This window comes from Pseudomonas sp. FYR_5, assembly GCF_043106315.1.
Lineage (GTDB): Bacteria > Pseudomonadota > Gammaproteobacteria > Pseudomonadales > Pseudomonadaceae > Aquipseudomonas > Aquipseudomonas putida_Y.
The window spans coordinates 51,738-64,253 of sequence record NZ_JBICMK010000080.1 but is presented as its reverse complement, the minus strand read 5'-3'; the positions used below and the strand labels follow the sequence as shown (position 1 = coordinate 64,253).

Sequence of the window (12,516 nt, the reverse complement as noted above, 5' to 3'; positions counted from 1 at the left end):
ATCAAGATCAAGATCAAGATCAAGATCAAGATCAAGATCAAGATCAAGATCAAGATCAAGATCAAGATCCAGATCAACAGCAACAGCAACAGCAACAGCAACAGCAACAGCAACAGCAACAGCAACAGCAACGCAGCAACGCAGAAACAGCACAGTACAGTTTTGCCTTGTTATTTCCATTGACTGTACCGGTCGGTGACTCCGCATAATGACGCCTCGTATTTACCCGGAGGTGGCATGCGCAAGACAGTCCTGGTACTGGTGGAAACCGTCGACGATTACCTGCCCATGCTGGAGCAGGCCGGTTACCACCTGATCCGTGCCCCTTCGCCGAAACTGCGCGCCGATGCCATTCATCGCCACGCCGAAGAAATCGATGCGGTCCTCACCCGTGGGCCGCTGGGGCTATCCGCCGCCGAAATTGACGCATTACCCAGATTGCAGATCATCTGCGTGATCGGCGCCGGCTACGAGCAGGTCGACCTGGCCGCCGCCGCTGCCCGCGGCATAACCGTCACCAATGGCGCAGGGGCCAATGCCGCGGCCGTCGCCGACCACACCCTGGCCCTGCTGCTGGCGCTGCTGCGCGACATCCCCCGTGCCGATGCCAGCACGCGGCGCGGTGAATGGAACCGGGTGATCAGCCCCTCGGTGAGTGGCAAGCGCCTGGGCATTCTCGGCCTCGGCGCAGTAGGGCTGGCGATTGCCAAGCGGGCCCACTTGGGCTTCGACATGCACGTCAGCTACCACAGCCGCACAGCACGCCAGGGGGTGCCCTATACCTGGTACGACAGCCCACGACACTTGGCTGAAGCCGTCGACATCCTGGTGGTGGCTACCCCCGGTGGCGCCAACACCCGGCATCTGGTCGATGCCCACGTCCTTCAGGCCCTGGGGGCTGACGGCTATCTGGTGAACATCGCCCGTGCCAGCGTGGTCGACACGCAAGCCCTGATTGCTGCATTGCAGCGTGGCCAGCTGGCTGGCGCCGCGCTGGATGTATTCGATGACGAGCCGGCAGTGCCCGATGCACTCAAGGCCTTGCCCAACACCGTGCTCACACCCCACGTGGCTGGCCAATCGCCAGAAGCCGCGCGCGACACGGTGGCCTCGGTGCTACGCAACCTGCAGGCGTTCTTTGCCGGTGAGCCAGTTTTGACCCCGGTACGCCCGTAACCCTTTTCCAGATATCTGCCTGGCAGCGCCCGGGCAACAAGGAGTGTGTGCATGCAACTCGAAATATTCCAGGTCGATGCCTTTTCCACTGAACCGTTCGGTGGCAACCCGGCCGCAGTGATCCCGCTGGACAGCTGGCTGCCGGACGATGTGCTGCAGCGCATTGCCGAAGAAAACAACCTGTCAGAAACAGCCTACTTCGTGCGCAACGGCGAAACGTTTGACTTGCGTTGGTTTACCCCCGCCGTGGAGGTCGACCTGTGCGGCCATGCTACCTTGGCCTCGGCTTACGTGCTGTTCGAGCAACTGGGTGAGCAGGCGCAAGTGCTGCGCTTCAATACCCGCAGTGGCGAGTTGCGCGTCAGCCGTGGCACTGATGGCCTGCTGGCCATGGACTTCCCGGCCAAGCAACCCGTAGCGGTGGACATACCGGCGGGCTTGTTGCAGGCGCTGGGCTTGAGCCAGGCTCAGGTGGTTTACCACAGTGACGATTATGTGGTGCTGATCGATGACGCCTTGCTGCTCGATACGTTGAACCCAGATTTTGTTGCACTGTCGGCCTTCGACGTCCGTGGCATTGCCGTGACCGCGGCAGGGCGTGGCTTTGACTTCGTCACCCGCTGGTTCGGCCCGCGGGTTGGTGTGGATGAAGACCCGGTAACCGGCTCGGCGCACACTTCGCTGGCGCCGGTATGGGCCCAGAGGCTGGGCAAGAAGGTGCTGAACTGCGAGCAGGGCGGGGCACGCAAAGGGCAATTGCAGTGTGAAGTGCCGGGCAATGGCCGCGTAATCATCAGTGGGCGGGCGGCGTTGTACCTGCGGGGCAATGTGTACATCTAGTATGGCGTGTGATGCCCTGGGGGCTTCTATAATTGCAGGCCCATCTTTCCGTTCAAGGAGCCACCCATGGACTTGGAAAAACACGGCACCTGCCTGTGCGGCGACACGCGGCTGACGATCAGCGTCGACAATACCCATATCAGCGCTTGTCATTGCAGCATGTGCCGCAAGTGGACCGGTGGCCCGCTGCTGGTGGTGCACTGCAGCAAGCCTCCGCTGATCGAAGGGCGTGCGCCGAGCGTCTATGATTCGTCCGACTGGGCCCAGCGTGCTTTCTGTGGCCGCTGTGGTACGCACCTGTACTACCGGCTCAAGGCCAACGACTTCCACGCCGTGCCGGTCGGCCTGCTCGATGGCGACCAAGCCTGGGATTTCGACCTGCAGATCTTCGTCGAACAGAAACCCGCGTGGTACTGCTTCGCCAATCAGACCAAGGAGCTGTCCGGCCAAGAGGTGTTCGAGCAGAACAGCTGATTCAACGTCATGTTGTACGGGGGCATTCCGTCGGCGAATGCCTCCATACAATTCTGCGTGAACTTGCCAAACCGGTGCATTCCTGAGAAAAGGGCGGTTTTGTTTTTCAGCGTTTGGAGTGTACCCGTGAGCCAAGAACTGCAGATCATCGACCTGGTCGAGGGTGACGGCAAAGCCGCCGTCAAAGGTGCCCTGATCACCACCCAGTACACCGGCTGGCTGGCCGATGGCAGCGAGTTCGACTCGTCCTGGTCGCGCGGTAAGCCGTTTCAGTGCGTGATCGGTACCGGCAGGGTAATCAAAGGCTGGGACCAAGGCCTGATGGGCATGCGCGTTGGCGGCAAGCGCAAGCTGCTGGTACCGGCGCACCTGGGCTATGGCGAACGCAGCGTAGGGGCGATCCCACCGAATTCGGACCTGACCTTCGAGATCGAACTGCTGGAAGTGCTCACGCGGGATGACTGAGTGGGCACGTTGCAACCCGAAATTCTTGCACCTTACACAATTGCGCAACACCCAGCCCCTAATCTAGGCCTTGCCTAGGGAACGGCATCCACCTCCAGGGAGGAACCAAACGGGTTCGGGGCACTCTGACCCTCACGCGTTGCCAGGGATGGCATTCACTACACGGGCGCCCTGCAACTGGCCGGGCGATGTGGCGGGTAAACCCGATTTTCTCTGCCACACGAGCCTGCCTTGATGAAGTTGCCAACACTCTTCCGCCGTCGCCGTCACTTGCTGCTGAGTCTGTTGCTCACAGCCATCGCCGTACCGTTGGCGCTGGAGGCTGTCGAAAGCCGGGCACGACCGGTGGATGGCACCCAGACCCTGGTGTTTCTGCGTCATGGCGAGAAGCCGGGCGAGGGGCTCGGGCAGTTGAACTGCCAGGGCCTCAACCGTGCACTGGACCTGGCCAGTGTACTGCCCGAGCGCTTCGGCAAGGCCGACTACGTGTTTGCCGCCAACCCCACGCGGCATGTCGAGGAAGGCAGCCGGGACGAAAGCTACAGCTACATCCGCCCATTGATGACCATCACCCCCAGTGCCATCCGCCTCGGCTTGCCGGTGAATATCGACTACGGCGCCAACGACACTGCTGAACTGGCCGATGAGTTGCTGAGCGACAAGTACCGCAATGCGACCATCTACACTGCCTGGTCCCACGGCTACCTGCCGGAACTGATCAACACCGTGGCCGGCAAGGCCCTGGGGGAGGAGCGGGTGATCACCGAGGATTGGAGCGGCGAAGACTTCGACACGCTCTATGTACTGACCCTGACCTGGCAAAACGGCAAAGCCAGCCTGCTGAGCCGTAATGTGCGCCAGGGCCTGAATGACGGTGCGCATAGCTGCCCGACCTGATCCGCTGGTACTGTTTGGCAAGGAAGCTGGAACAGGGATGAGCGATGAAACAGCGGGTAACGGTGATCGGTGGTGGAGTGGTGGGCCTGGCGACGGCTTACGCGCTGGTTCGGGAAGGGTGGTCGGTTGACCTGATCGAGGCCCGCGACAGCCTGGCGTCGGCCACCAGCTTTGCCAATGGCGGGCAATTGTCCTATCGCTATGTGGCGCCGCTGGCTGATGCCGGGGTGCCGTGGCAGGCGCTGGGCTGGCTGTTGCAGGGCGAGTCGCCATTGCGATTGCGCTTGCGCATGGACCCGGCCCAGTGGCGCTGGCTGCTGGCATTCACCCTGGCTTGCCGGCGAAGCGTCAATCGCCGTAATGCCGGGCAATTGCTTGAGCTGGCGCTTTACAGTCAGGCCGTTCTGGCTCAATGGCGCGAGGACCAGAACCTGGGGGATTTTGCCTGGCGGCGCAATGGCAAGCTGGTGGCATTTCGCAGTGAACGGGCCTTTGCCCAAGGCCGGGAACAGTTGGCGGACCCGTCCAGTCAGCAGGTGCTGGCGGCTACCGAGCTGCGCGGGCTGGAGCCTGCCCTGGATGGCGCACCGTTTGTGGGTGGCGTGTTCACGGCGGGCGAAGAGGTTGGCGATTGTCACGTGTTTTGCTTGCGGCTGGAGGCGCTGTTGCGCGCGTCGGGCCAGTGCCATTTCCTGCTTGGCCGGCCGGTGACGCAATTGCTTCAGCGCCAGGGCCAGGTCGTGGCACTGCAACTGGGCGATCAGCAGCTGGACGTGGAGCAGTTGGTGCTGTGTGCCGGGCATCGCGGCCCAGGCTTGGCATTACCGGGGGTGCAGATACCCGTCTACCCGCTGAAGGGCTATAGCCTGACGGCACCGATCAGCGCCGCGCACCTGCCCCCGGAGGTGAGCCTTACCGACTATGAGCGCAAGATCGTCTACGCCCGCCTGGGGCAGCAGCTGCGGGTAGCGGCGATGGTGGACATTGTCGGGTTCGATGAGTCGGTGGACATGCGCCGTTTGCAGAGCATGCGGCGGCTGGCGCTGGAGACGCTGCCGAGGGCGGCGGATTATGGCCAGGCGGTGGAGTGGGCGGGGATGCGGCCGGCGACACCGACCGGGGTGCCGATCATCGGTGGGACGGTGTACCGCAACCTGTGGTTGAACCTGGGGCATGGGGCGTTGGGATTCACCTTGGCCTGTGGCAGTGCGCAGCGTTTGGCCAGGATGATGCGTTAAGCGGGCCGGCCTCTTCGCGGCTAAAGCCGCTCCTACGAGGACCCCACGGTATTCAGGCTTGCGCTGGTCCTGTAGGAGCGGCTTTAGCCGCGAAGAGGCCGGTACAGGCGAAGGATATCTAGCGGCCGAAGCGCATCGGCCATCCCACCACTTTCTTCGCCCGTGGCGTCGCATAGGTGCGCACTTTGGACGTGCTCAAGCCCATGCGCACCAGCGATTCGGCAATGGTCACCGCTGCACTCACACCATCCACCACCGGCACGCCGGTACGTTGGCGAATCTGCTCGTCCAGCCCGGCCATGCCGCCACAACCCAGGCAGATCACCTCGGCCTTGTCGTCACGCACGGCGCGTTCGGCCTGCTCGACAATCGCCTCCACGGCCCGCAGCGGGTCGGCTTCCAGTTCCAGCACCGCCAGCCCGCTGGCTCGCACCGAGGCGCAGCGGTCATACAGGCCCGAGAGCTTCAGGCGGTCCTCGATCAATGGCACGGTGCGGTCAAGCGTGGTTACTACGGAATAGGCGTGGCCCAGGTACATTGCTGTGCTGGCGGCGGCGTCAGTAATGTCCACCACAGGCACGTTAAGCAGTTCCTGCAGGCCTTCGCGGCCATGTTCGCCATAACCGGCCTGGATCACGGCATCGTAGGGCCCTTCAAAGGCCAGGACCCGGTCCATCACCGCGATGGCCGCCAGGTAGCTCTCGAAGTTGCCCTCCACCGATTCGGCGCCGAACCAGGGCGTGAGGCCGACGATTTCGGTGCCGGGTGCGGCCACCGCACGGGCCTGCTCGGCAATGGCCTGGGTGATGGCTTCGGTGGTGTTGACGTTGGCGATCAGAATACGCATGGGCAGTCCTCCTTGATCAATGGCCGCTGTGGTCGACGGCGATGCACTCGCCGCTGACGTCGTGGTAGTGGCGGTTACGTGGCGCGATCAGCAGGTACAGGGCGGCGGCGATGCCGGCACCGATCAGCCAGGAGAACGGCGCGATACCGTGGAAGTTGGGCACCAGGGCCAGCACGATGGCCAGCAGTGCGGCCGGCACGAAGGCGGCCACGGCGCGCAGGTTGATGCCCTTGCTGTAGTGATAGGCGCCGGCCGGGTGCTCGGTATACAGCTCCGGCACGTTGATGCAGCCTTTGCGCAGCAACCAGTAGTCGGACATGATCACGCCGTACAGCGGGCCGAGCAGGGCGCCCAGGCCCGACAGGAAGTACACGATCACCAGCGGGCTGTTGTACAGGTTCCAGGGCAGGATCAGCACCGCCAGGGTGGCGCTGATCAGCCCGGCACGGCGGAAGTTCAGGTGGCGCGGCGCCAGGTTGCTGAGTACGAAGGCCGGGGCGACGAAGTTGGCCATGATGTTCACCGCCACGGTGACGATCAGGAAGGCCAGGCAGCCGAGCACCAGGAATGGCGTGCTGGGTATGGCGGCGACGATCTGCGTCGGGCTGTCGATGCTCTGGCCGTTGATCTGGAACTGCGCGCCGCACAGCACCACGGTGATCACGGCGAATACCAGGATGTTCACCGGCAGGCCCCAGAAGTTGCCGACGCGGATGGTCTTGCGGCAAGGCGAGGAGCGGGCGAAGTCACAGAAGTTCAGCACCAGGGTGCCGTAGATCGCCAGCCACAGTGCGCCGCCGGCAAAGATGTTGCGCCACATCTCGTAGCCGGTCAGCGGGGTAGCCACCGACCAGGCAATGCGCGCGTCGGCCTTGAAGTACATGAACACCGCCAGTGCGGCGACGGTCAGCAGGATCACAGGCCCGGCAAAGGCCTCGTAACGGCGCACCATCTCCATGCCGTAGGCCAGGATCACCAGTTGCACCAGCCAGATCGACACGAAACACACCCAGCCCAGGCTCGACAGGCCGAGGATGCTGTCGTGGTCGTAGGCTGCCAGTTGCGGCCACACGGCGGTGAGCAGCACCCGCAGCACCACCGATGCCAGGTAGGTCTGGATGCCGAACCAGGCGATGGCGATGATGGCTCGGATCAGCGCCGGTATCTGCGCGCCGTGGATGCCGAAGGCAATGCGGCTGATGACCGGGAACGGTACCCCGGTTTTCTGCCCCATGTAACCCGACAGGTTCATGAAGAAGTACACCAGTGCCGCGCCGATGGCCAGCGACAACAGAATTTGCCAGCCACCCAGGCCGAGGGCGAACAAGCCCATGGCGAACGAATAGTTGGCGATATTGTGCACATCGTTTGTCCACAGCGCGAAGATGCTGTAGCCGCCCCAGCGACGGCCTTCCATACGCGTTGGCGCCAGGTCGCGGTTATGCAGGCGCGGGCTGAGAACAAGGTCCGGCTGGTGGCCGGCAAGCGTGGACGCGGGGTGTGTGCTGGCGACGGATTGTTCAGGGGCAAGGTCGAGGCTGCTACTCATTCCGGCGGGCTCCTGATGCACATGGACTGCGATGAGCGGGCATGCGCACGGGCTCGCCATCTCGTCGGTGCAGCGTTGGCATCACAGGGTTGTGGGCGCGGCGGCCGATATTGGGTCGGCGTCGCGGATTCTTGTGTATCTATGTTTTGTTTAAGTTGTATACAAAACACGAACACACAAAAGCGAGTTCCATGCCAAGGGAAGAGCAGGTTTCAGCAGGCGATCATTTCGAACTTATCTTGTTAAAAGGTAAGTTAATGAAATACAGAGAATATAAGTTGACCAAGTGAACAAGTTATATTTTTTAAAGACTGATTAGTTGATCATTTGGTCAAAATAACGGGTGGAAAGTGTGTAACGAATTGGGGCGCTGCTGAAGAAAGTGCACACAAAAATGGCACCTATGGTTACGTTTTTGTGTACAAAAAATAGTCAACTTTTCCAGTGCTGGCCTCTTCGCGGGCACGCCTGCGAAGAGGCCAGCACAGAAGCCAATCAATCCATTGGCGGCAACCGCCGCTTGACCGGGGTCTTCTTGATGATCGCGGTATTGGTCTCAGCCAGCACATTCATGAGGTCGAGCAGCGTGTCCAACTGCTCCATCGAGCGCACATGCAGTCGGGCGACGAAGCAGTCTTCGCCAATGACCTTGTCGCATTCGGTGAACTCAGGGATGGCAATGATCTGGCGCTCCACTTCTTGCAGCTTCCCCGGTAGCGGACGGATGCGCACGATCGCCTGCAACTGGTAGCCAAAGGCGCGTGGGTCGACCTCCACGGTATAGCCGCGCAGCACGCCACGCTCTTCCAGCCGGCGCAGGCGCTCGCTGACGCTGGGTGCGGACAGCCCGCTGACCTGCGCCAGAGCCTTGAGCGAGCGGCGCGAGTCCTCCATCAGGGCATTGATCAATAGTTGGTCGATGGCATCGGTCATACCCACCTCATCAGGTAATTCGTGTTATTTGCCTTGATAGTAAAGGCAGATCCACGAATATGCCTTGGTTATCCGCTGGATGGCCAGGCTGTTGCCTTTGCATACTGTGGCCATCATCAACGGGAGATTTGAGATGGACAGTTCATTGCGCCGTGGCTCGCTGGAAATGGTCGCCGCCATGCTGATTTCCGGGACCATTGGCTGGTTCGTGCTGGTGTCCGGCCAGCCGGTGCTGGATGTGGTGTTCTGGCGCTGCGTGTTCGGTGCCGTGACCTTGCTGGCGATTTGCGCCGCGTTTGGCTTTCTGCGCCCAGGTGTGATCAGCCGCACGGCATTTTTGCTGGCGATTGCCAGTGGGGCGGCCATTGTCGGCAACTGGCTGCTGTTGTTTGCCTCGTACGCGCGGGCGTCGATTGCCATCGGCACGGCGGTTTACAACGTGCAGCCATTCATTCTGGTGGGGCTGGCGGCGCTGTTTCTGGGCGAAAAGATCACCTTGGCCAAGGTGACCTGGCTGAGTGTGGCGTTCCTCGGCATGCTGGCCATCGTCAGTGCCCACGGCGCTGGGCAAAGTAATGGCGAGGACTATCTGCTGGGGATTGCCCTGGCGCTGGGGGCGGCGTTTCTGTATGCAATCGCGGCCTTGATCATCAAGCGCCTGAGTGGCACGCCCCCGCACCTGATAGCGCTGATTCAGGTAACCACGGGTGTACTGCTGCTGGCGCCGTGGGTCACGCTTGGCGGGTTGCCGGTTGAAGTGCCGGCGTTGGCCAGCTTGTTGACACTGGGCATGGTGCACACCGGCCTGATGTATGTGCTGTTGTACAGCGCCATCCAGCGTTTGCCCACGGCGTTGACCGGTGCGCTGTCGTTCATTTACCCGATTGCGGCAATTCTGGTGGACTGGGTGGCGTTCGGGCACCGCCTGGCGCCGCTGCAGTGGCTGGGCGTGGGGTTGATCCTGCTGGCGGCAGCGGGCATGCAGCAGGGGTGGTGGTTCCGCTCGGCGCGGCATCCTGTAGGCGCGGGTTTACCCGCGAAGAGGCCCGCAAGGTAGAATGCCGCTTTTTGCCAGCCTGCGATCCGCCATGACCTCGCCCATCGACACCCTTGAGCAACACCTGCTTGCCGCCCTCGACCCTGCACCACGGGAAACCCGCCGCCTGTTTCACGGCCGCGGCCGCTGCTGGCAGGGCCTGGAGCAGGTCACCGTCGACTGGCTGCAGGGCGTGCTGTCGGTCGCCTTGTTCCGTGAGCCGCCCGAGGGCCAGCTCGCCGAACTGGAAGCCATGCTGCGCAGCTTGGCCGAGCGCCCGCAGTGGACTGGGCAGGCAGTCATCATCCAGCACCGCTACCTGCCCGACAGCCCGGGCCAGTGGCTGCTGGGCGAGCCGTGCCAGCAACGCGAAGTGATCGAGGACGGCCTGACCTACCTGCTGGACTTGGGCGTGCGGCAAAACAATGGCCTGTTCCTCGACATGCGCTATGGCCGCCGCTGGGTGCGCGAGCAGGCCGCGGGCAAGCGCGTGTTGAACCTTTTTGCTTATACCTGCGGCTTTTCCGTGGCAGCGATTGCCGGTGGCGCCGAGCAGGTGGTGAACCTGGACATGGCCAAGTCGGCCCTGTCGCGGGGCCGGGACAACCATCGCCTCAATGGCCACGATGCATCACGGGTGGCATACCTGGGGCATGAACTGTTCAAGTCGTGGGGCAAGGTGCGCAAGTACGGGCCTTATGACCTGATCATCATCGACCCGCCTACCTTCCAGCGTGGCAGCTTTGTGCTGACCCAGGATTACGCAAAGATCCTGCGGCGTTTGCCTGAGTTGTTGAGCGAAGGCGGGACGGTGCTGGCGTGTGTCAACGACCCGGGGATCGGGCCTGAGTTTCTGATCGAAGGCATGGCAGAGCAGGCGCCTTCGCTGGCTTATGTCGAGCGCCTGGAAAACCCGCCGGAATTTCCGGACGTTGACCCGGCGGGGGGGCTGAAGGCCTTGGTGTTCCGCCGGGTTTGATGTTGCTCGTGCGTTACTGACCGGTATAGATCTGGTCAAACACCCCACCATCATTGAAGTGGGTCTTCTGCACGGTACGCCAGTCACCGAAGGTTTTCTCCACCGACAGGAAGTCCACTTTCGGGAAGCGGTCGGTGTACTTGGCCAGTACCGTCGCATCACGCGGGCGCAGGTAGTTGTTGGCGGCGATCTCCTGGGCTGCTGGTGACCACAGGTACTTCAGGTATTCCTCGGCCACGGCCTGGGTGCCTTTCCGGGCCACTACCTTGTCGACCACCGTCACCGGTGGCTCGGCTTCGGCCGATACGCTTGGGTAGACCACTTCGAACTGGTCGCGGCCGAACTCGCGGGCGATCATCTCGGCTTCGTTCTCGAAGGTGACCAGTACGTCACCGATCTGGTTGGTCATGAACGTGGTGGTGGCGGCACGGCCACCGGTGTCCAGCACGGGTGCCTGCTTGAACAGCTTGCCGACGAAGTCGCGGGCTTTGCTTTCATCGCCGCCTTGCTTGAGTACGTAGCCCCAGGCCGACAGGTAGGTATAGCGGCCATTACCCGAGGTTTTCGGGTTGGGCACGATCACCTGGACACCGTCCTTGAGCAGGTCGGGCCAGTCTTTGAGGGCTTTCGGGTTGCCCTTGCGCACGATGAACACAGTGGCCGAGGTGAACGGCGCGCTGTTGTTCGGCAGGCGGGTTACCCAGTTGTCGGGCACCAGCTTGCCCTTGTCTGCCAGGGCGTTGATGTCGGTGGCCATGTTCATGGTGATGACATCGGCCGGCAGGCCATCGATCACCGCACGGGCTTGCTTGCTCGAGCCGCCGAAGGACATCTGCACGTTGACCTTCTCGTTGTGTTCGGCTTCCCAGTGCTTCTGGAAGGCCGGGTTGTAGTCCTTGTAGAAGTCGCGCATCACGTCGTAGGAAACGTTGAGCAGGGTGGGGGCGGCCTGGGCGAGGTTACCCAGGGCCAGGCCTGCGGCGAGCAGCGAGGCGGTGAAGAGCTTTTTCACGATGCTTCCTTGTTCTTGAAGGGTGTTGGGGCAGATTGCCAGCGACTATAGCGGGTGGGTTTATACGGGTTAAAGAACAAAAAATGCTTTGGTTATGCTTCTGCCTGTGCCGGCCTCTTCGCGGGTAAACCCGCTCCTACGGGGGACCGCGCACGGTCCGCGCCTGTTGTAGGAGCGGGTTTACCCGCGAAGAGGCCGGCACAGGCGCTATCACGCTTTGGGAAACAACCCATTCCCACAGCGAGAACAGAACGCTGCCCCATGCTCGTGGGTCTTCTTGCAGCAGGTCGGGCAATCATGCTGCAACTGCTCCCCGCGCATGGCATTTGCCAGCTCTGCCGTGAAGATACCGGTCGGCACGGCAATGATCGAATAACCGGTGATCATCACCAGCGACGACAGCACCTGCCCCAGCGGAGTCTTCGGCACGATGTCGCCAAAGCCCACGGTGGTCAGGGTAACGATGGCCCAGTAGATGCCTTTGGGGATGCTGGTAAAACCATGCTCAGGCCCTTCGATCACGTACATCAGCGTGCCGAACACGGTCACCAGCGTCGATACCGTCACCAGGAACACGATGATCTTCTGTTTGCTGCCGCGCAGTGCCTCCATCAGGTAATGGGCCTGCTTGAGGTACGGGCTGAGCTTGAGTACACGGAAGATCCGCAGCATCCGTATCACACGAATGATCAACAGGTACTGGGCGTCGCTGTAGTACAGCGCGAGGATCCCCGGCACGACCGCCAGTAAATCGACCAGGCCATAGAAACTGAAGGCATAGCGCAACGGCTTCGGCGAGCAGTACAGGCGGGTGATGTATTCGGCCAGGAAGATCGCGGTAAAGCCCCACTCGATGCCGGCCAGCAGGCCGGCGTAGCCTTGGTGTACTTCGTCGATGCTGTCGAGGATCACCGTGACCAGGCTGGCCAGGATGATCAGTAGCAGGATCTTGTCGAAGCGGCGACCGGCTACGGTGTCGGTCTGGAAGACGATGACGAAGAGCCGCTCGCGCAGACTCGCTGGGTTGTTCATTGGCTCGTTCCACAAAAGCGATGGGCTGAGCCTAGGGG

General features: G+C 62.0%; 14 protein-coding genes. 9 read left to right on the top strand and 5 right to left on the bottom strand.

The window, feature by feature from the left end; all coding sequences use genetic code 11:
• The 7 genes from ACF8RA_RS13485 to ACF8RA_RS13455 all read left to right on the top strand — a co-directional run.
• A partial coding sequence (locus ACF8RA_RS13485) for a hypothetical protein (protein ID WP_392519245.1) occupies window positions 1–209 on the top strand: 209 nt, incomplete at its 5' end.
• Window positions 210–237: 28 nt separating this feature from the next.
• A complete protein-coding gene (locus ACF8RA_RS13480) occupies window positions 238–1,176 on the top strand; it encodes a 2-hydroxyacid dehydrogenase (protein WP_392519244.1) in 939 nt (312 codons plus the stop codon).
• Window positions 1,177–1,227: 51 nt separating this feature from the next.
• Window positions 1,228–2,016 (top strand): PhzF family phenazine biosynthesis protein, encoded by a 789-nt coding sequence (locus tag ACF8RA_RS13475; protein WP_392519243.1) that lies wholly within the window; start codon window positions 1,228–1,230, stop codon window positions 2,014–2,016.
• Between the two features lie 66 nt (window positions 2,017–2,082).
• Window positions 2,083–2,490 (top strand): GFA family protein, encoded by a 408-nt coding sequence (locus ACF8RA_RS13470; RefSeq protein ID WP_392519242.1) that lies wholly within the window; start codon window positions 2,083–2,085, stop codon window positions 2,488–2,490.
• A 126-nt stretch (window positions 2,491–2,616) separates the two neighbouring features.
• Window positions 2,617–2,955: an FKBP-type peptidyl-prolyl cis-trans isomerase gene (locus ACF8RA_RS13465; RefSeq protein WP_003254365.1), complete on the top strand. Its 339-nt coding sequence runs from the start codon at window positions 2,617–2,619 to the stop codon at window positions 2,953–2,955.
• Between the two features lie 234 nt (window positions 2,956–3,189).
• A complete protein-coding gene (locus ACF8RA_RS13460) occupies window positions 3,190–3,852 on the top strand; it encodes a histidine phosphatase family protein (RefSeq protein ID WP_392488496.1) in 663 nt (220 codons plus the stop codon).
• Between the two features lie 44 nt (window positions 3,853–3,896).
• Window positions 3,897–5,090, top strand: coding sequence for a D-amino acid dehydrogenase (locus ACF8RA_RS13455; protein WP_392461838.1), 1,194 nt, complete (start codon window positions 3,897–3,899; stop codon window positions 5,088–5,090).
• Between the two features lie 118 nt (window positions 5,091–5,208).
• On the opposite strand, the gene ACF8RA_RS13450 is transcribed toward ACF8RA_RS13455, so the two are convergent.
• The 3 genes from ACF8RA_RS13450 to ACF8RA_RS13440 all read right to left on the bottom strand — a co-directional run bounded on the left by ACF8RA_RS13450 (window position 5,209) and on the right by ACF8RA_RS13440 (window position 8,419).
• Window positions 5,209–5,937: an aspartate/glutamate racemase family protein gene (locus ACF8RA_RS13450; protein WP_003254359.1), complete on the bottom strand. Its 729-nt coding sequence runs from the start codon at window positions 5,935–5,937 to the stop codon at window positions 5,209–5,211.
• A 16-nt stretch (window positions 5,938–5,953) separates the two neighbouring features.
• Window positions 5,954–7,486, bottom strand: coding sequence for an NCS1 family nucleobase:cation symporter-1 (locus ACF8RA_RS13445; RefSeq protein WP_392519241.1), 1,533 nt, complete (start codon window positions 7,484–7,486; stop codon window positions 5,954–5,956).
• 495 nt (window positions 7,487–7,981) lie between these two features.
• Window positions 7,982–8,419: an Lrp/AsnC family transcriptional regulator gene (locus ACF8RA_RS13440; RefSeq protein WP_003254357.1), complete on the bottom strand. Its 438-nt coding sequence runs from the start codon at window positions 8,417–8,419 to the stop codon at window positions 7,982–7,984.
• A 133-nt stretch (window positions 8,420–8,552) separates the two neighbouring features.
• Here ACF8RA_RS13440 and ACF8RA_RS13435 point away from each other — a divergent pair, with 133 nt between their 5' ends.
• Entirely contained in the window at window positions 8,553–9,476 is a 924-nt protein-coding gene (locus ACF8RA_RS13435) for a DMT family transporter (protein ID WP_392488494.1), read from the top strand.
• 31 nt (window positions 9,477–9,507) lie between these two features.
• On the top strand, window positions 9,508–10,434 hold the full coding sequence (locus ACF8RA_RS13430) for a class I SAM-dependent methyltransferase (RefSeq protein WP_371928137.1): 927 nt from the start codon (window positions 9,508–9,510) through the stop codon (window positions 10,432–10,434).
• A 13-nt stretch (window positions 10,435–10,447) separates the two neighbouring features.
• On the opposite strand, the gene ACF8RA_RS13425 is transcribed toward ACF8RA_RS13430, so the two are convergent.
• Both ACF8RA_RS13425 and ACF8RA_RS13420 read right to left on the bottom strand, forming a co-directional pair.
• A complete protein-coding gene (locus tag ACF8RA_RS13425; RefSeq protein ID WP_103444723.1) occupies window positions 10,448–11,446 on the bottom strand; it encodes a sulfate ABC transporter substrate-binding protein in 999 nt (332 codons plus the stop codon).
• A 210-nt stretch (window positions 11,447–11,656) separates the two neighbouring features.
• On the bottom strand, window positions 11,657–12,478 hold the full coding sequence (locus ACF8RA_RS13420) for an ion transporter (protein ID WP_176685142.1): 822 nt from the start codon (window positions 12,476–12,478) through the stop codon (window positions 11,657–11,659).
• Window positions 12,479–12,516 lie beyond the last annotated feature (38 nt).